The 19,691-nt window shown below is 45.4% G+C and carries 19 protein-coding genes; 10 read left to right on the forward strand and 9 right to left on the reverse strand.

Going from position 1 to position 19,691, the window contains the following annotated elements; genetic code table 11:
* Nucleotides 1-389: 389 nt before the first annotated feature.
* Nucleotides 390-539 (forward strand): hypothetical protein, encoded by a 150-nt coding sequence (locus tag FEF09_RS30745; protein WP_186774339.1) that lies wholly within the window; start codon nt 390-392, stop codon nt 537-539.
* A 55-nt stretch (nt 540-594) separates the two neighbouring features.
* Here the strand turns inward: FEF09_RS30745 and FEF09_RS31420 are convergent, their stop codons facing one another.
* Both FEF09_RS31420 and FEF09_RS31425 read right to left on the reverse strand, forming a co-directional pair.
* Nucleotides 595-783 carry a hypothetical protein gene (locus FEF09_RS31420; RefSeq protein WP_222596968.1) on the reverse strand — a complete coding sequence of 63 codons (189 nt, stop codon included), beginning with the start codon at nt 781-783 and terminating at the stop codon, nt 595-597.
* 72 nt (nt 784-855) lie between these two features.
* Nucleotides 856-1,077, reverse strand: coding sequence for a hypothetical protein (locus tag FEF09_RS31425; protein ID WP_222596969.1), 222 nt, complete (start codon nt 1,075-1,077; stop codon nt 856-858).
* 461 nt (nt 1,078-1,538) lie between these two features.
* Between FEF09_RS31425 and FEF09_RS13895 the strand changes: the two genes are divergently transcribed.
* The 5 genes from FEF09_RS13895 (at nt 1,539) to FEF09_RS31445 (ending at nt 5,163) form a co-directional block, all read left to right on the forward strand.
* Nucleotides 1,539-1,808: a hypothetical protein gene (locus FEF09_RS13895; protein ID WP_146305679.1), complete on the forward strand. Its 270-nt coding sequence runs from the start codon at nt 1,539-1,541 to the stop codon at nt 1,806-1,808.
* 190 nt (nt 1,809-1,998) lie between these two features.
* A complete protein-coding gene (locus tag FEF09_RS31430; protein WP_222596970.1) occupies nt 1,999-2,379 on the forward strand; it encodes a carboxypeptidase-like regulatory domain-containing protein in 381 nt (126 codons plus the stop codon).
* Nucleotides 2,380-2,414: 35 nt separating this feature from the next.
* Entirely contained in the window at nt 2,415-2,954 is a 540-nt protein-coding gene (locus FEF09_RS31435; protein ID WP_222596971.1) for a hypothetical protein, read from the forward strand.
* Nucleotides 2,882-4,885, forward strand: a complete 2,004-nt coding sequence (locus FEF09_RS31440; protein WP_222596972.1) for a hypothetical protein — start codon at nt 2,882-2,884, stop codon at nt 4,883-4,885. The genes FEF09_RS31435 and FEF09_RS31440 overlap by 73 nt, the downstream gene beginning before the upstream one ends.
* Entirely contained in the window at nt 4,861-5,163 is a 303-nt protein-coding gene (locus tag FEF09_RS31445) for a hypothetical protein (protein ID WP_222596973.1), read from the forward strand. Before FEF09_RS31440 ends, FEF09_RS31445 begins: the two co-directional genes overlap by 25 nt.
* Before the next feature lie 79 nt (nt 5,164-5,242).
* Here FEF09_RS31445 and FEF09_RS13905 read toward each other — a convergent pair whose 3' ends face one another.
* The 3 genes from FEF09_RS13905 to FEF09_RS13915 form a co-directional block, all read right to left on the reverse strand.
* Nucleotides 5,243-5,755 (reverse strand): OmpH family outer membrane protein, encoded by a 513-nt coding sequence (locus FEF09_RS13905; RefSeq protein WP_146305680.1) that lies wholly within the window; start codon nt 5,753-5,755, stop codon nt 5,243-5,245.
* Between the two features lie 169 nt (nt 5,756-5,924).
* Nucleotides 5,925-7,340: an alpha-L-fucosidase gene (locus FEF09_RS13910; protein WP_146305681.1), complete on the reverse strand. Its 1,416-nt coding sequence runs from the start codon at nt 7,338-7,340 to the stop codon at nt 5,925-5,927.
* Between the two features lie 132 nt (nt 7,341-7,472).
* The gene (locus FEF09_RS13915; RefSeq protein ID WP_146305682.1) at nt 7,473-8,048 is read right to left on the reverse strand and encodes a YceI family protein; all 576 of its coding nucleotides are present in this window, start codon (nt 8,046-8,048) and stop codon (nt 7,473-7,475) included.
* 211 nt (nt 8,049-8,259) lie between these two features.
* Between FEF09_RS13915 and FEF09_RS13920 the strand changes: the two genes are divergently transcribed.
* Nucleotides 8,260-9,543, forward strand: a complete 1,284-nt coding sequence (locus FEF09_RS13920) for an amidohydrolase (RefSeq protein WP_261387480.1) — start codon at nt 8,260-8,262, stop codon at nt 9,541-9,543.
* A 56-nt stretch (nt 9,544-9,599) separates the two neighbouring features.
* Here FEF09_RS13920 and FEF09_RS13925 read toward each other — a convergent pair whose 3' ends face one another.
* On the reverse strand, nt 9,600-11,099 hold the full coding sequence (locus FEF09_RS13925; RefSeq protein WP_146305684.1) for a S8 family peptidase: 1,500 nt from the start codon (nt 11,097-11,099) through the stop codon (nt 9,600-9,602).
* Between the two features lie 476 nt (nt 11,100-11,575).
* On the opposite strand from FEF09_RS13925, the gene FEF09_RS13930 reads away from it, so the two are divergent.
* Both FEF09_RS13930 and FEF09_RS13935 read left to right on the forward strand, forming a co-directional pair.
* Nucleotides 11,576-12,469: a PfkB family carbohydrate kinase gene (locus tag FEF09_RS13930; RefSeq protein WP_146305685.1), complete on the forward strand. Its 894-nt coding sequence runs from the start codon at nt 11,576-11,578 to the stop codon at nt 12,467-12,469.
* A gap of 101 nt (nt 12,470-12,570) precedes the next feature.
* Nucleotides 12,571-14,094: a glycoside hydrolase family 32 protein gene (locus tag FEF09_RS13935; RefSeq protein ID WP_146305686.1), complete on the forward strand. Its 1,524-nt coding sequence runs from the start codon at nt 12,571-12,573 to the stop codon at nt 14,092-14,094.
* Between the two features lie 244 nt (nt 14,095-14,338).
* Here the strand turns inward: FEF09_RS13935 and FEF09_RS13940 are convergent, their stop codons facing one another.
* Entirely contained in the window at nt 14,339-15,250 is a 912-nt protein-coding gene (locus tag FEF09_RS13940) for a glycosyltransferase family 8 protein (protein WP_146305687.1), read from the reverse strand.
* A gap of 209 nt (nt 15,251-15,459) precedes the next feature.
* Between FEF09_RS13940 and FEF09_RS13945 the strand changes: the two genes are divergently transcribed.
* Nucleotides 15,460-15,666 (forward strand): hypothetical protein, encoded by a 207-nt coding sequence (locus FEF09_RS13945; protein WP_186774340.1) that lies wholly within the window; start codon nt 15,460-15,462, stop codon nt 15,664-15,666.
* Between the two features lie 124 nt (nt 15,667-15,790).
* Here the strand turns inward: FEF09_RS13945 and FEF09_RS13950 are convergent, their stop codons facing one another.
* Together FEF09_RS13950 and FEF09_RS13955 are read right to left on the reverse strand one after the other, a co-directional pair.
* Nucleotides 15,791-19,075 carry a hypothetical protein gene (locus FEF09_RS13950; RefSeq protein WP_146305688.1) on the reverse strand — a complete coding sequence of 1,095 codons (3,285 nt, stop codon included), beginning with the start codon at nt 19,073-19,075 and terminating at the stop codon, nt 15,791-15,793.
* Nucleotides 19,076-19,242: 167 nt separating this feature from the next.
* A complete protein-coding gene (locus FEF09_RS13955) occupies nt 19,243-19,635 on the reverse strand; it encodes a group III truncated hemoglobin (protein WP_146305689.1) in 393 nt (130 codons plus the stop codon).
* Between the last annotated feature and the right edge of the window lie 56 nt (nt 19,636-19,691).

The following is a 19,691-nucleotide window of genomic DNA, read 5'->3' on the forward strand; positions in this document are numbered from 1 at the left end:
TATCTCATTAAATTTATTGTATGAAAAAAGTAATCCTCGGACCTTTGCGTTGATCCTGTTTTCCTCTTCAATGCTGGTTATTCCAGATCAGTTGTCAGAAGTCTGCCGATGCCCCAGGCAGGTAGCGGAAATGGCAGTTATACTCTTCCACCGCAACGAAGTCTGTATTAGGTGGAGTATAGTGGGAGATGGTCTTGCGGTAAGCAATTCAGGTGTACTTTCTGTGTCAGATGCGGGCGGCGCCACACCGTGAATAAAATTGTTTTTTCCAAATATGACGTGGATAAAGGCAATGAGATATGGCTGATGAATTATGACGGTACCGGTCAGACGAAAGTGAATATACGCTTCCGGCTGGTGTAGAATAGACGGGATGCATCTTTCTCCTGATGGTAAGAAAACTGTTTTGTTGGAATAGTACAAAGGCAACCGCCAATAAAGACGATATCTATTCCTGTGATGTGGACGGCAAGAATCTGAAGAAAATATACGATATGCCGTCAAGTAATGGTCATACTAACCTGAGCGGTGTGTATTAGTAAAAAAATCCGGAGTGAACGCTCCGGATTTTTTTATATAGTGATCTCTTTCTGTTCACGCTATATTGTCATAATCCGTTGATGCCAGAAGTCTTTTAAGCCCAGTTTTCTCATAAGCCTCCGTTTCATCTGCATACATCGGATATAACCCTGCAATATTGATCTTATAGTCAGCGCCAACGTCTATATCTGTATAATCTTCTCTCTCCATTATACTCGGGGCAAATACAAAGAATGCATCCATGTCAGCATCTTCACTGATACGTGTACCAAAGTTGATGGTCTGTCCGTAGAGGAAAGGGCAATCCCCGCGTACTTATTCGCGATACGCTGCTACCTGCCCCCATGCGTCATTGTCAGAAGCCACACATACACATAATTCCGGTCTGCCAGCCTTCCATTCAGGGTGCGTACCTAAGGAAAGACCATATGTAAAAGCGGTAGTATACCCCTTTTCCGGAATATCCTTGTACACAATGGCGGTGATGCCGGGTAGTCCTTCGGTGATGCTGCTTTCCCTGTAGAAAGCGGGCTCCACCTGAAAGATCTTATCAGGTGCTCCAGATAGAGCGCTGCCGGTGTTTTTGCTGTTGAATTATTTGTCATCAATATTTATTGGAAACGTATCAAGATAGTTTTTTCTTTTACTGATCCACGTGTTATGATGTACATTTACAATCATAAAATCCACCAGTTATGAAAACAATCATCCATTCCTTACTTATCCTGTTTTTTGCTGTAACCACTGACAGCATCCGTTAAAGCACAAAATTCCCCGGTAGGCGCGGAAATCTGTATCAGGCAATACTAACTCACTGATTTGATCTCACCCGGTTATTTCAGTATTACCATCTATGACGATGCTGGTTTCAATCCCTATGGGAGGTACCTGGATGATAACGGGATTAATATCGAATTTAATTCAGCAGACTCGGCACAGGTTGGCACGAGGCCTGAAGCCAACGTAACCTTTGAAGGAGATAAAAGTCACCACTTTAGGTGATAAACGACTACCTGGACAAGAATATGACGGTACCAGTCAGCTGGCAGGGTGTATGGCAGATCACCGGAAGAGAGAACAATGGCGCAATGAATGCCATGAAACCCGGGGATAGAAAAACCATCAAAATACTCACAGGTACAAAGTTCCAGTGGATTGCCATGATACAAAGACAGGACAGTTTTTTGGCACTGGTGGTGGAACATACTTTTGAAAACGGTGCATATACAGAAAAGATAGAATTCTTCTCAAGAGACAACAGCAGGTAGGTGCAATGCTTACCTTTAAAGGCAGTGTATCAGGTGATAAATGGGATCATAGTGGAAAGAGCTCAAAAGGGGATCCTATTCATGAAGAATGGACACGTAAATAATGTCGCACTGACGCGTAATATGAATTCTTCGTTAACAAGCCGCAACTGTATTGCATTGCTTTCCGCATGGCTCTATTTTCGCGCTTATGAAACCTATATTTGCCAGCATTACATTGCTACTGCTGTGTTGTTTAGCCCATACACAGTTGTTCGCCCAGACCACGCAAGCCTCCATTGCAGGGGTTGTTGCAGATGAAACAAAACAGTTGATTCCCGGCGCCTCCGTACTCGTCCGGAATGAATCTACTGGTTTTAGTAGCAGAACCATTACAAACACAAAAGGTGAATTCCTGTTGAAGGAATTGCCACTTGGTGGACCGTACACCGTAACCGTATCTTTCGTAGGCTACAGCGAACAGAAGTTGTCCGGCTACTCTCTTAATCAGGGAGATATCGTCAGGATTAATGTTGCTATGAGATCTTCTACCGTAGGGATGAAGAGATCACCGTTTCAGGTAACGCACTAAAGAACAAAACGGAAAACTTCGGCGCTGCTACTACCGTGACTGCACGGGACATCGCCAGACTACCGGTGAACGGACGTAATTTCTCCTCTCTCATTGATCTCTCACCATTAAGTAGTGGCGGTAATCTTGCGGGTCAGCTCGGCTCTTCTACCAACATTACGATTGATGGTACCAGTGCCAAGAACCCTACTTCCAGCAGTGGAACGAATGCCCGTATCGGCGGTCCTTATGCATTATCCATGGAAGCTATCAGGGAATTCAAGGTAGTGACCAACCAATATGACGTGACGTTTGGTCGTAGTGGCGGAGGTACGATCAGTACCGTAACCAAGTCAGGCACCAATACCTTCTCAGGTAGCGCATTCCTGTTTTACAGAGCAGATCAGCTGTCTTCCAACTACGACATCCGTGGTGCGAAACGCGTAAATGACTTCTCTACCAAACAGTTCGGTTTCACCTTATCCGGACCGATCGTAAAAGACAAAGCGCATTTCTTTGTAGCATGGGATCGTCAGGCAGATGCACGTCCTTTACAGCTGGCAGACATTCAGTCTCTGCGGATGAAAAACGCCTGAACGTTACACAAAGCACACTGGATAATTTCCTGACCATCGCCCGTGGCAAATATGGTGTATCCAACGCGAAACAATTCGGTTCTTTCGATAAGAAAAGAAGTACCGATGCGATCTTCGCCCGTGTGGATATTCAGCTGAGTGAAAAAAGCCTGCTTACACTGCGTGATAACTTTATTAGTGACCGCGCACCATTAGGCCGTGATGACAATACTGCCATCAATCTCTATGAAGTGTATGCAGATGCAAAGGCTGTTAACAACAGTATACTGGCTACCTTACGTACCGTATTGAATCCACGTCTGACAAATGAATTGAAAGTACAGCACCTGTATACTTTTGAAGAAAGTTCTCCGGGCGGTGAATTGCCAAAACAAAACATTCCGCGCGCTATTATTGAGCGCGTTGAGTCGAACATCGGTGGTAACAGTGTATTTACCAATATACAGTTAGGTGGTCAGCGTTACTCTCCGGAGCATTTCTACAACCACGTAGTACAACTCGTAGATAACGTATATTTCAGCACCAACAAGGCGAACTTTACCTTCGGTACAGACATTATGTACAGTCATATGAATTCTCTGTATGGCAGTGAAATGAATGGTCGCTTTTATTTTACCGGTCTGGAGAATTTCAATAACATGACGCCATATCGTTATGCACGTGAAGTAGCACTGGCAGACGACCCGGCTATCAACCAGAATGTTGTGGCAGGTGGCCTGTATGCACAAATGCAGACCAAACTCTTCAAAGGTTTTGAAATGATCGCCGGTATCCGTGCAGATTATACGACTTATCTGAATAATGCCAATTACAATCCTGTTGTATATCAGGAATTGGGACTGCGCACCGATAATAAACTGAATACATTCCAGTTACAACCCCGCGTACAGTTCAACTGGGACATCAACGATAAACACAAGGACTATCTGCGTTTTGGTGCAGCGATCTTTGGTTCCGATATCAACAACTATGCAATGATCAACAACCAGTTGTTTGATGGTACTAAAGTACTGACAGTGGATATTCAGAATGTGGGTGTACCTGCACCTAATTTTGTGGAATACCGCAAGAATCCGTCTGCAGCACCCGGTAAAGAGTTGTTTGACCAGCTGGGACTGGATCGTCAGGGTACTATTAACATGAATGGCAAAGACGCCCGCATTCCGGTGGTATATAAAGCCAATATCTCTTATAACCACTTCTTCAATGAGCGCTTTAAAATGGGTATTACTGCTTTCATGACTCTGGCGCGTCATAACTACATGTACGTAGACCGCAACATGGTAGACAAACCATTATTTACATTGCCTGACGAGGGTAATCGTGGTGTATTTGTTCCTTTGGATAGTGTGAGAAGAACAACAGGTAACTCCAACTGGATGGATGGACGTAAGAGCAAAAAAGTAGGCCGCGTACTGGAACTGAATAGTGAAGGTAAAGTAAACCAGTTCGCCTTTGTGGTGGATGGTACCTACCGTTATTTCAGAGATGGTGAGATCTCTTTCAGCTATACATGGAATGACGCAAAAGATAACACTTCTTACAATGGTGACGTTGCAAACACTGCAACCCTGTCACTGATGGTGAAGGATGATCCGCGTGACCTGCGCACCATGTCTTACTCAGATAACCAGTTCCGTCATAAAGTAGTATTCTACGGTACATTGCCTTCTTTCTGGGGCTTTAACATCGGTGTACGTTATTCCGGTATTGGTGGTACCCGCTACTCACTGGCTGTAGGAGGTAACGTAAATGGTGACTTTGTGAACTCCAACGATCTGGCTTACGTATTTGATACAAAAAATCAGCATGTTCCGGAGAAGGTGCGTCAGGGAATACAGTCTATCCTCGACAATCCGCTGGCATCAGAAAGTATCAAAGATTATATCAGAAAAGTGGTGGTAAAGTGGCTGAAAGAAATGGAGGTGTAAATGCTTTCTATGGTATCTGGGATATGCGTATTGCCAATAAGATCAAGATCCACAAAACACATTTCGTTGAGCTTTCTGCCGATTTCTTCAATATCGCTAATATGATCAAAAAGGATTGGGGTACTATCAAAACATTGGGTAAACAGAACCTGTATTCTATCGGTGGTTTTGATAAGGATACAAGGAGCTACGTGTATAACGTGAATGTGAACTCCGGTGTGATCGTTCCTTCCGGTAATCCATGGCAGATCCAGTTTGGTATCAGATACGGATTTTAATCAGCAAATGCTTACAATAAAAAAGAAGGGCGTTCCGTCATATGGCGGACGCCCTTTTGGGTTCACAATGGATGAATGACTACTTAATACCGAGTTTCTGTTTCGCTGCTGGTAACAGATCCTCACAGGTAGCCGTTATAACAATATCTTTTGAGTTATCAAGTACACAGGCAAATCCTTTCTCTGCGGCCAGATCAGACACCGCCTTTTTCGCTTTCGCAATGATCGGTGTTGTCAGCTGTTGTTCTCTTTCGGCCAGTCTCTGTTCCATGCGTGTATTATATTGGTCGATATTAGCTTTCATCGTTTCCAGTTCTTTTATCTTCGCCTCTCTTATATCCGTTTTTAAAGTAGCTTCTGTCTCCTGAAATTTAGCCAGCTTTGTCTGAAATTCATTCACCAGTTCCTGTCCGTCTTTTGCTAATTCCTGTTGATAAACCGAGAGCGTATCAAATGCTTTTTTTGCTTCGGGCATGCCTGTGATCAATTGTTGCATATTGATGTAGGCGATCTTCGTTTGAGCAAATCCTGTTGATCCGATAAATGTCGTGAAAGCAGTTAACGCCAATGCAAGTGTACATTTCCTGAACATAGTTAATTGTTAAGAGTGTTTACGTATAGGTTCGCTGTAAAAATGGACAATCGTATTTAAATAAAAAGTTAAGGGATTGATAAAGGAACGTTAACTAATAATGCATTCATATAAACAAAAGGGCTATATCAAATATTGATATAGCCCTTTCTGATTGTATTTGAATTACTTATACGCTTATTTTGAAGGCAGCGCTGTATTTCAGCCCATTTTGTGTCTGCACATTCTTCGGAATCTTAATGGTCACCTGACCATCTTTCAGTGTCCATTGCAGTTTAGCTTTGCTACCCAGCAGGGATATCTTATTGATCTTCTTTACATCTGTTACAGCAAAACTTACTTCAGCCGGCAGTGTGATATCATCTGTTTCAGAGAGGTAGTAAGCATAAATAGAATGCTGGTCCTTCGATTGTGTGAAATAGACATTCTTATCTGAATAAGGTGCTACCGGTCTTGAGGCATGTATCCCTTCGCCATTGATCGCCATCCATTTACCCATGTCTTCAAGACGTTTATAAGCATCCGGTGCCCAATCACCCTTTTCGCTGGGGCCGATGTTCAACAGGAAGTTACCACCTCTTGAAACGATCTTTACCAGCAGGGATACCAGCTGACGGGAAGGTTTGTATTCGTCCCGCGGACTATAACTCCAGGAATAACCCATCGTCATACAGGTCTCCCATGGATAAGGCAATGGTTTGTCAGGAATAGACTGCTCAGGTGTGGTGTAGTTCTCATATTCACCTGGTACTGTTCTGTCTACGACAATCAGACCCGGTTGGTGACTACGAGCCATGTCCACAATACGTGGCATGTCAAGACTCTGTTTGCCATCCGGTCTTACCCATCCGCCATCCAGCCACAGAATATCAATAGGACCATACCCCGTCATGAGCTCCTGTATCTGGTTGTAAGTATAGTCGTTGAATCGTTTCCAACGCTCCGGAAACTTCTTAATGTCATAGTTAACATGCTCATCTTTCGGCGGATAATACTTCCACCAGAAATCCTGACTATGCCAGTCTGGTTTGGAGAAATAAGCACCGATCATGAAACTATCCTTGCGGAAGGCATCAAAGATCTCTTTGGTAACATTACTCCTTGGATTTTTGGAAAATGGCGTATTCGGACTGGTGATCTTATAATCAGTTTCTTTTGTATCGAACATGCAAAATCCATCGTGATGTTTGGTGGTGAACACCACATAACGCATACCGGCTGCGTTAGCCGCTTTTTCCCATTTCTCAGGGTTGAACTGCACCGGATTGAAGTCGTATTGCAGATGTTCATACGCGCTTCTATAAGTGTTATAATCCTCGCTGTACGGACCTTTTCTTACTACCCAGTCAACCGGACAAATACTCCAGCTTTCTACTTCACCCCATAGTGTATAGGTGCCCCAGTGCATAAACAGACCAAAGCGCTGGTCCTGCCATTGTGATAATTTTCTGATGACCAGAGGGTCTTTAGGCGCCTGATAATCTTTGGACATTTCGTGTACCCCCTCTTTCTCCTGGGCTGATACCTGCTTTCCCGTCAGCATGCATGCTACTAACAATGGGAATACGGCGAATGATTTCCTCATGTATTGACCTGTTTAAATAAGTATTGTGATGCCCGTGTAAGATCCGGAATTGATCTGTACCCGGTACGCATATTTTAACAGATGCTGATGAACTTTTAGCTGTTTTTACGTGGACGACGCTGGAATATGTGGTTATTGCCTGAAAGTAAGGTCGAAATTGATGGTAACCATCTCTCCGGTCTTGAATTTACCGAAGAGGAAAGTAGGCGGTTCAATATCGAAATCACGCATGTCAATCTGTTTACTACCCCTGATATTGATACTGTGGTCCGGATTCATTCTGGCTGCAGCCACGAGCTCTACCTCCCGGGTCTCACCGGCTACGGTCAGTTTGCCGGAGCAATTGATTAAAGTACCTTGTTTGGATACAGACGCTTTGATCAGATTGAAGGTGATGGTCGGATTTTGTTTTGTTTTCAGGGCATTGTAAGCGACAGCATCCAGCCCCGTTCGTTCACTCTTCAGACTTTCCGTGGGCATAGTGAAATCGAGTAAGGATAAGCCGCCTAATTCTCCGTCTTCATAGAAGGTAAAAGTAGCATTACAGGCGATCTTGGATGTTTTCATCTCCCAGTCATGCATCGTGGAAGTGCCGCTGACACTCAGATTAAAGTCTCTTTTCTGCTGATACTGTACCTGAGCAAAACTTGTACTGACAATAAAGTGGATAAACAACAACAGGGCGGTCGATTTTAATAATGTTTTCATAGTCTGTTTACTTGAATTTGATACTGCAAATTAGCAGGCCCGACCGGGGTGAAGCATGACGGTGGTCAGTCAGCCGGATGATTATCACTTCCCGGAGGACTGACTGAAATGAGTAGCCGGTCCTGTGAGTATTATCTCTTAAAGGGTTATGTCATTCTACTGAAAATGTCTATTTTGTATAACATCAATCAACCAAAACCTATTATTGCTTATGAAAACCCCTTTGCTTGCTTTACTTACATTCCTGCCGCTATGGTCGATGGCACAGCTGAAAGACCTTGATAAACAGGTTGCCGGGGTCAAAGATTCCGTAGTGTCGTGGAGAAGATATCTGCATCAGTATCCGGAACTGTCTAACCGGGAGTATAAAACAGGCGCTTATGTTGCAGCTCATTTAAAAGCCCTCGGACTGGAAGTACAGACAGGCGTCGGTAAAACAGGGGTGGTAGCTATCCTGAAAGGAGGGAAGCCCGGTCCCGTTGTCGCTTTACGCGCAGATATGGATGCATTGCCAGTCTATGAAAGAGCAAACCTGCCGTTTAAATCAGTCGATTCTGCTGATTATCTCGGACAACAGGTACCAGTGATGCATGCCTGCGGACATGATACACATGTTGCTATGTTATTGGGTACAGCAACTGTGCTGACGGCGATGAAGAAGGATGTACCGGGTACTGTGAAGTTTATCTTCCAGCCGGCTGAAGAAGGCGCTCCGGGAGACGAAGAATGTGGCGCACCATTGATGATCAAAGAAGGTGTCATGGATAATCCTAAAGTAGATGCCATCTTCGGATTGCATATCAACTCACAGACGCCCATAGGTACTGTAAAGTATAAGTCAGGTGCAGAAATGGCTTCCAGCGACTGGTTTGTTGTAAAAGTGAAAGGGAAACAATCCCATGGCTCACAACCCTGGCATGGTATAGATCCGGTGGTAGTAGCCGCTCAGATCATACAGGGTTTTCAGACGATTGTGAGTCGTCAGGCAGAACTGACCAGAGCCCCGGTAGTGATCACTGTAGGAAAGATTCATAGCGGTGTCAGAAGTAACATTATTCCTGAAGAACTGATCATGGAAGGTACGATCAGGACACTGGACAGCCGTATGCAGGCAGATGTACACGAGCGGATGAAACTGACAGCCACGAAAATTGCAGAAGCCTCCGGCGCAGAAGCAGTAGTTTCCATCGATACAAAAACCAAAGTAACTTATAACGACCCCGCACTCGTAAAACAGATGGTACCTTCAATAGAGGCCGCTATCGGAAAGGAAAATGTAAAAGAAGCAGAATGGACAACAGGGGCAGAAGACTTTTCTTTTTATGGTGATAAAGCACCGGCCTTCTTTTTCTTTCTGGGAGGCTTACCTGCCGGACAGGATCCGCTGAAAGCAGCCGCACACCATACGCCGGACTTTTATATAGATGATTCAAAACTGGATGCAGGTGTGAAAGTGTTTTGTCAGCTGGTATTTGATTATGCTAAGAAAAAGTAACAACTGAATGATAAAAAGAAGGCATCCACCAACATTGGCGGATGCCTTTTCCCATTTTAATAACTAACTGCTTTTCCTGCATTGATCTGTCCATTGCCAAAGAACGGATCTTTGCCCGGAGCGCCGTAATCATTGGATGATTTGCGCAGTATCAGTTCTACCAGCACAGGGCTGATTCTAGGATGTTTACCATACAACAGTGCCACTACAGCACTTGCATGCGGAGCTGCCATACTGGTACCAGCTGACCATCCATAGCCAAATTCGTTGGTCGCTTCATCCCAGAAGCCGATATTAAAGATGAAGTCAAATACATATTCATAGTAGGTAATACCTGCTACGGTCACGATCTGCGTATTCAGCGGAATGCTGTAGTTACCACCCGGTGCACCATAAGAGATAAAATTCTTACCATAGTTGGTAAAGATAGAAGGCAGGTACAAGGTTGTATCCTGATTGATACCCCATCCTAACGGACCATTAGACGCAATGGAAATAACGCCCAATGCTGCGGCAGGATAGGTGATGAAACGTTTTTCAACATCGTAGTTATAGGCATCGTTACCTGCAGCAGCGATGATTGTAGTACCACGAAGGGTAGCATACAAGGTAGCTCTGTTAATGGCAATGATGAGGTCCTTTACGTCTCTGTCATATTTTACTACGTAGTCATCGGAAGGATCATCCGGTGTACCGTTATCATCTGTGTAGGTCTTACGTGGGAGTTCTCCGCCAAGACTCATGTTAATAACATCCGCACCGTGATTGGCCGCATAGAAGATACCATCCACAATACCGCTGAATGGACCGCTACCGGCATCATTTAATACTTTCACCAGTATCAGTTTGGCATCAGGAGCAACACCTACTACGCCATTGGCATCATCGATAGCAGCAATAGTACCCGCTACGTGTGTACCATGACTGAAACCTTCAATACCGTGGTATTGTACTTCTTCACCTTCTATAAAGTTTTGGGTGAGAATGATGTTGGGCTTGATTTCAGGATTTTGCAGCAGGAAACCGCCATCAAGTACTGCTACTTTCGCACCACGTCCTCTGTAGCCTTTTGCCCATGCCTGTGGTGCTTTTACAGACTGCAGTCCCCACTGTAGCGGACTGAAAGGATTGTTGGCTAATGGATTGTTCAGTTTTGCGTTGGCAGCAGGCTGAGAAGGTTTGTTGGCACGGAAGGTTTTTTCGGGCAGACGCCAGTTCATTACAACGTCTACTACTACAGATTGCACATCTGCAATCTGTCTTGCTTTTTCAGGGAATGAAGGGTCGGGCGTCTGTACACGTATCAGACCCAGCTCCTGGTTGGCTGTTTTCAGCTTAAAATTCTTTACACGTAGTTTAGTCAGGCTCTCGGAGATACCGGCTAATTTTGCGCCTTCTTTAGCGATAATAAGAAAACCTCTGTCCTGGTGTTGTTGGGGTGTCAGTGCATCTTTACGGACGTTGAGCATTTTGTCGTCTTTTGTACAGGAGGCAACGGTCATCAGCATCAGCATCATAATGGGGAACGCGGGGGCCAATAGTCGATTTCTTTTCATAGTGATTTTTGTTTAAAGATGATGGAATAGAAAACGGACGGAATATCGGTAATGTGCTCTTGGTTGACTTTCTTGCTACAGATTTCTTAAGGGTTAAGTGAATGTAAATAAATTATTTAGAATAATCAATACGGCTGAAATTATGTTTTTGAGATAAAACTTATAGCATATTTGAATTGCAGATAAAGTGTGATTAACTGATATATGGATTTTTGTTTAGCTACGAAAGCGGCTTATCAGCGAGGTACCGTGGCGGTCGCTTTTCTGATCAGGGATGCCTGCAGAAGATAGGAAGGGTAAATGCGTGCGCCGGAAAAGGGAGTCCACCTGAGTAATGATGAATTTCTTAAAGTGATGAAAACCAATTGAAAAGGTGTTGTGGGATGCCCAAAAACAGTATTCCGGCCGCAGATAGACATCTATTAACTATATTTGATGCCTAATTAGCTGGAATATTAATCACATTAAGAAAGTACATGTACGATATTTGTTGTGTAGGGCATATCACATTGGATAAAGTAGTGACCACGAAATCAGTGGTACATATGGCAGGAGGCACTTCTTTTTACTTTTCCAATGCTATCCGTCATATGGACGTTAAATACAGACTGGTAACCGCGCTGGCAGAGAGTGAAATGAATAGTGTAAATGAGCTCAGGGCGAAAGGCATAGAAGTGGATGCATTGCCAAGTAAACATACCGTCTATTTCGAGAATATCTATTCAGAAAATCAGGATCACCGCACCCAGCGTGTATTGAAGAAAGCAGATCCATTTTCCATCGAAGCACTGTCGCATACCGACGCACGTATCTTCCATCTTGGACCATTACTGGCCGATGATTTTCCTGTAGAGCTGATTAAATCACTCTCTGCAAGAGGACAGGTATCACTGGACGTACAGGGCTACCTGCGTAAAGTGGAAGATCATAATGTACACGCGATCGACTGGCCGGCCAAACAGGAGGCCCTGAAATATATTCACACCCTGAAGGCCAATGAGCACGAAATGGAAGTACTGACCGGTCATAAGGACGTACGTAAAGGTGCCATGGTACTGGCCGAGTGGGGCGTAAAGGAAGTGGTGATCACATTGGGAAGTATGGGTTCTGTGATCTATGCGGATGGTGTATTCCATCGTATCCCTGCTTATCTGCCGAATATGGTTATCGATGCAACAGGTTGCGGAGACACCTATATGGCCGGTTATCTCTATCAGCGTAGTAAAGGTGCATCGCTGCAATATGCGGGTGAATTTGCCGCTGCAATGGCCACAATGAACATCGAATCTTCCGGACCATTCACGGGTAATAAACAGGACGTTCTGGACTTACTGGCTGCCAGCAGAGAGAAAATATTTGCGGAACTCTGATGCCGCTGAACATATCAGACGACGAGGCCACCTGGTTTTACCGGGTGGCCTCGTTTTATTTACAGAATTGTCTATTTTACAGGCGACTAAAGCTCCACCGTATGACAAAACATTTGTTTGCCCTCCTGACCGCTTTATTGCCGATAGCAGTATCTGCGCAGGATCAGACACCCACACCGCAATGGCGGCCGGTATACCATTTTACACCAGCGAAGAACTGGACCAATGACCCTAACGGCCTCATTTACCTGAATGGTGAATATCATCTCTATTATCAGCATAATCCCTTTGAAAACAAATGGGGGCATATGAGCTGGGGACATGCTACCAGTAAAGATCTGGTGAACTGGAAACACCTGCCGGTAGCTATTCCCGAAATCGAAACAAAAGATACCACTACCTGGATCTTCTCGGGTTGTGCAGTACTGGATACTAAAAATACCAGTGGTTTCGGGCAGAATGGTAAAGCGCCACTGGTAGCAATATATACCGCAGATCAGCCTAAACAACAGCTGGAAACACAGTTTGTCGCCTATAGTAACGATGGCGGCGCCAGCTTCGTACAATATGCCGGTAACCCGGTAGTCAATATCCGGAAAAAAGATTTCCGTGATCCAAGTGTGGTCTGGATGGAAGACCAGCAACAATGGATCATGACAGTAGCTGTACCGCATGAGCATAAATTACAATTCTATGCCTCAAAAAACCTGAGAGACTGGACCTTGCAGGGTGAATTCGGTAATCAGGGTGATACGCGTAAGATATGGGAGTGTCCTTCCATGACGCCGCTCTTCGTGGACGGAGATCCTGCTAAAAAGAAATGGCTGCTCATGATCTCTTCCGGCAATCAGGACGGCGCTACAGGTATGCAATATTTCACCGGTGATTTCGATGGGAAGACATTCACCAATGATCGTCCGGCTACTCATCAGCAATTTGTAGACTATGGCAGAACCTATTATGCGGCTATTCCTTACAATAACCTGCCGGATGGCCGTGAAATGATGCTGGGATGGCTGATGCCATTTGAAACGCCTACCTATCCGTGGAGAGGCCAGATGTCTATTCCCAGAGATCTGGCACTGAAGTCTGGTGCGGATGGAGTAACACTATACCAGCAACCTTCCGCTACCTTGGATAAAATACTGCACGCACTACCGGCATCCAAAAAACTGGTGATGCAGCAGACCGACATTCGCAGTAAAGAAATTCCTTTAAATAAAGGCGATAAATTTAATGCAAACACAAACTGGATAGACCTGACTTTTGCAACAGGAACAGCAAAAGAATTCGGCCTGAAACTCATCCAGCATAAGGAAACAAAAAGTGAAGCAATACTAGGCTATAATACTGCTACTAATGAGCTGTATGTAGCCACCGTGAAAGATGGACAGGCTGCTGTTACTACAGATAAACTCACTGTAAAACCAGTTAATGGTAAGATCAGACTACAGGTGCTGTTGGATAAGTCATCTCTGGAGGTATTTGTGAACGGTGGAGAGAAAGTATTGACAACCTTGTTGTTCCCGGATGCAAAGGCTACAGGATGGTCGGTATTCGCAAAGGATGGAGATGTGAGACTGGAAACACTGAAAGCCTGGAACCTGGAGTCAATTACGCACTAAGTATTACGCATTTATAGAAAAAGGCCTTTAATTAAGAAATAGCATCGGAAGAACAACAACTTTGGGGCTATTTATACTTATACAATACTCAACTTACGTTAATGCTACGTAAAAAAGGTAGCATTAACGTAAGTTGAGTACTGTATAAGTATAGTATCAACGAACCGTGATCAGTCAGTCATTCCTGATTTTCAGCTATTCATATACCACCGGTTGTTCATCGCCAACCTTGTCACACCAATTCTTAGTTTTTAATCCCCAATTTCAAATTGCCCGTCCCTCTGAAACTCTTCAGATAATATCTGATCAGTGACTTCCTGATCTTCCATATCCTCTGTAATCCTGCAAAAGCAACCCGCTTATACCTTCTGTCCCAGAAGGTCGTATCATAGTCCGCCCATCGCTGATAACCTGCATGTACCTCCCTGCCCAGAAAGTCCCACGGTTTCGGTGTACTGGCAAAATGAAGGATGGTATTTTCTTTAAAAGAGGGGGTTTCCTGTCCGGGTGTCCAGATACAGTTAAACCTGTCATCAATGTGATGAAAACGACCATTGCAGATAGTGTTCAACACGGTATTATCGGCCTCCTGTAAAGCCGTGGCATGACGCAGACAGATCTTTTCTATTTCATGGCAGATGTCCTGCTCTTTCCATTTACGGAGATTGAGTAACAACATCCCGCTGATAAAAGAACGTTCGTCCTTGCAGACACTCAACTGCCCCGGCAGCAATTTTGCTTCCAGTGTATTCCGGAAAGAACCTCCCGGTACTGCTGCGAGGAAATGGTCCTCAAAACGTATCTGCTCAAATGTGATAACGTCCAGTAGTATCAGCAGATCAGGGTCCAGACAGAGCACATAATCAACGTCCAGCAACTTAGGAATCAGAAAACGGCCGTAGCTGGTGCGTGAGCCATGTACCGCACTAAGATGTCCGAACATTTCCTGTGCATCGAAATCATAGAACCGTGTACGGCCATGATAACTCTCCGTCTGTAACAACATCAGGATATTGTTCTTATGTCTGGTGCTTAAATTATTGCAGATAAAGTGCAGGTGGAGTTGTGCTGTATCAGAACAGTTTCTCACAAGAGAAGTAATCGTGGCGCCTAAGCCTTCCATTGAGGGAAGGTCAATTACAAATGCAATGTGCATGGTTATGATTTATAAAATAAGTATAGTGTTTTTCGTCCGCCCTCATGATCAGCTGGCATTGTATGGGTTCAAACAGTGTATGTATCCTTTGACGGCTGTAGCATGAAAATACGTTATCTTACCGCAACACTACCGCAGATAATAAAGATCCGGGAACGGACACCTTCGTCTAACGAAACCGGACACTGTAGCAGACCATGCCCTACTATATGGGAGAGGTTTTGCGTGATCAGTATGGTGGTAACTTTAAACAGGTAGTAAAGTCTTCGTTGGACTTCAACAAAGTACTGACAGTAGGGGATAAAAAGTTGGGTAAAACAGGCCGTTTTATGGAAACCGGCGGTCCTGAACTGATAGATGTCAGTATGTTGTCAGGTACCCGTGAAGCATTATTATCGTCACAATGGCTACGGTGAGTTTTCAAAGTGTAAAGCAGCTTTGGTGAATCCGGTGAAGAGTCTCAGATCAGAATAGTTATTTACATAAAAAGAGAAGGGCTGATGCAAGTAATGCATCAGCCCTTCTCTTTTTATGTAAGTCTTATTTCCCTTTGAATAAGAATGTTCCCCAGAGATTGGGTGAAAGTATTGCTTCAGAAGGAACATCTGCCGTAATACCGGTTGCTTTATTGCTCCAATACAGACGGGAAGTGGTTTCTCCCTTACTGCCTCTTAAAATGCCTATATCGCCCTTTATTTGCGCTCCATTGTCTGCCCGGATACCCAAAGCCGTCAGAGGCACAGAAAGCTCGTAATTGCCCTCAGAAGCGGCAAACTGGAGCTGACTGCTGATGTTATCTACCTTGTCAAAAGTAATCGTCCGGGAGGGAGAGGAGAATGGCACTTTATCATCTTGTCTGGTGCCCGGTACTACCGCTTTATAGAGCAGTGCCTGTGGTTTCCCATCTACAACGCTGACAAGCAGGCGGTAGTCACCGGCAATGGCGGTACGGCGCTCAGGATCTGCTTTCGCGTCTGAAGAACCGATCATGATATCCAGTGCACCTCCTGTTTTGAACGGCGCCATGGGCATTTCCCCGGAATTATCGGCAAGATGGGCATTACCGGTACGGAAGGCGGCATACAGTCTTCCATTGGAGACGATCAGTGCACCGGCTACATCATATGGTTTGGAATTCGAGTTAAAGTTTGCTTTTACCCCCCGTTTGTCAATATCTGCCCATGACGCTTTTGCCCACTCATTCAATTTACCGTCTACAACGGGCTTTTGATTACTGATATTTACTTCCAGTACCCGCGGACCGCCTGCCTGTTGTTGACTGGTGGGTGCTGAAGACATTACTGCCAGACTACGGTTAAGCGAGGACTGATTAACAGAGATCTGCATATCCGGCAGGCGGCTGATGCTTTCCAGTCCATCCAGTCTTACGATCGCACTACGGGCGCCATCTACCAGATATACCTTCCCATCTTCTGTAGCAGTAATACCCGGCCAGAAGTTTTCTTCACCCAGCGTGATACTGTCCAATGACATATTTCTCTTGCCACCCGGCATCCGCCATTGTGTGCCACTACGCATATTTTCAAAAAGGGAGGCAACGAATAGTCCATCTGCGGTAAATACATACACATTACCATGGTTGCCATTGATCGCCCACAGCGGACCAGCAGCAGATCCTTTTACGGTAAAAAAGCCTCCTAACAGACGGGTAGTACCGATCAGCTGTCCGGGTCTGTCAGCTTCCGGTGCATTGTGCGAAGCGTGTAAACCCGGCCAGAGATCCGGATAACTCCATACAGGGACACCGTTTTTAACGCCACTGAGGGATAGCTGCGAATAGGGCTTCACACCTGATGTGATCACACTCCATCCATCAGCTCCATCCAGTAACTGATCGCCACCGGAAGAAGCAGGCGCCAGCACGCCCTGTGCAATCACTTTTCCTTTTGTGATATCGTACATCGGCACACCTGCTTTGGAAACGCCAGAAACGGCAAATTTCATCGCTTTATCATTGACACGCGCAATACAGAAGGACAGATCCGGCATAACGGTAACACCACCACTGTTGCCTTTCTGATACTGTATTTCTCCTGCCTGCGCACGGCCATCGCCATTCTGGTCCTGCCAGATGAAGAAGGCCTGAGAGGAAGCGCCCTTTGCATTGAGGTCTACACCCTGAGGCCATCCGGACCGGAATGCATCGCTTTTCAACAAGTCCCACTGGGACGCTTGTCCCATAGCAGCTACAGGCACAGCCACACCATTACGCCTGATGAATAGAAAAGCAGTGGTCCAGCCATTGGTCGGACTGCTGTTATAACAATTGGTGAAGTATTGTTGTCCGTTATAGTAAAGCGGTGTTTCCGGAGCAGCACTACGGAAGGCCAGCGGCATATCATCCCCATCCGGGCGATAGTAGACCTGCTTTACGGCGGAAGTGCCTGTCTGCCAGTTCAGCGCAAATTCCATCGCACCTTTACTCTCTTCTGTATAATAAAAGCGGGTTTTATCCTGTGGATCAAGGGTACCACCACCACCATATTTTGGCGGACCATAGAACGCGCGGATCAGTTTTCCATCCAGTGACCACACGCTGACCCGTTTAGGCAGGTAATCATTTTCAGTTACCCATAATTGTTGATCTGCATCGATGGTAATACCGGCGGGATTGTTCATGTGTTGCGGATCATAAGGACCGGCAGCAGGTGCGCCAGGGGTACCTATCTGACGGACGAACTTTCCTTCCGGAGAAAAGACTTTTACGGTGTGACTCTTTCCGCGGTCACTGATATAAATCCTGCCGCTATTGTCGAGGGTGAGTGCGACAGGCCCTTCCAGTCCGCTGATCAATACCTGTCCTTTATCATCCGGCAGTGTACCGGAGAAGCGTAACAGCTGATTCCCGGTGAGCAACAACAATCTGCCTTGTTTATCAAAGCACATACCTGCCGGTGCATTTGCTTTGATACTGTCGGTCAGTCTGCTTTTAGCGATATCGGCAATCAGTATACGATTTTTACCTGCGATACTGATCAGTGCAATACCATTATTGACCGCAAAACCAGTGATCATCTCTTTTACCTGCTCCAGAGGAACGGCGCCAAGAGAACGTTTTACGATCTGCCTGACATTATAATCATTCTTTTTACCTACACTTAAAGCGTTCAGCCGCAGTTCGGCTACGCCGGATTGTTTATCCGTTTCCCATGCAGATACTACATATACATCATTACCCGGCACTGCTTTAGGGCCATTATCTGCCGCAATAAAAGGGGCGGCAGTCCATGCACCACCTACCCAGTTACGTCCGCCGCGTTTGCGTCCGCTCATATCTACCCATGCAAGTCCGTCAGGACCTTCAGTAACATAACAGCCGAGTAATACGGCAGGCTGTCCCGAAGGAGATGCTTTTGCAGGAACGAATAATGCGGCCTGCGGAGGAGTGTGATTGGCCAGCCATGCGCCGGTGTGATCTTCTGTTCTCCATGGAGGTGTACCGGGGGAATAAGTGGCCATTTCATAATGAGCGTGGATAGCGCCTCTGACCAGTCCGCGGACGGTATATTGTCCCGGCGCAACCATTTTGCCCGGTACATTGTAAACGCCATGTTTAGCGCCATCGGCATCTCTGCCAAGATCGTCCAGCCCATCCCATTGTACCGTATTGGCGCCGGCAGGGAAGTAGGTTTCTGATATCAGGTTCCGTACACGGGTACCGTCGCTGTTTTCAACTACCAAAGTAACATATCCGGCTTGTTTGAGTGTAAACTGAACAGGTATGGCAGCAGGTGATTGTTGGGCGGCGGCGAAGTGACCTACTAAAAGAAGTAGTGGTAATAAAGACAGGTGTTTCTTAGTCATGGCTGGTAACGATTAGCTTTACCGACAGGTGCAAAGATAATGCCTGACCCTAAAAATAAAGAGGTCATTCCGGTACTCCGGAATGACCTTCAGCCATCTGCAGCATGTCTCATCCATCTGACCTGCAGTCGCTTCATAATCAGGCACTCATTCACACAAATATTTGTCTACACTGCATTCGCGGTATTGAGCTGTTGTATCTTGCCAAGCATCAGTATCTTCATCAGTTCAGCCTTGCTTTTTGCGCTCTGCGCTACCTTGCCGTCAAACAGTTCGTCTATTGTCTGATGCCAGAGTAGCAGCCATGTTGTAAAGTGCTCGTCTGTCAGTGGTACGCGTTCATGTAATGCGGTATGTTTTGCCAAAGGATTGCCTTTGAATGAAGCTATGCCAAATAATACCGTTTCCCAGAAACTGTGCATGACAGGTAAGTGCTTCTCCCAGTTCACCTGTGCAACACCGTCAAAGACGTAGCCAAGTGTCTCATTTTCTCTTACTCTGCTATAGAAGGTATTGACAAGCAATTGTATATCTTCTATCGTGGTGATATCTTTTTTCATGGTCTTATGATTCAGTTTAATAAAACGGAAGGCAGGCAGCCACTGTGTTACCTGCT

It is taken from the genome of Chitinophaga pinensis, assembly GCF_007896845.1.
Classification (GTDB): Bacteria; Bacteroidota; Bacteroidia; order Chitinophagales; family Chitinophagaceae; genus Chitinophaga; species Chitinophaga pinensis_C.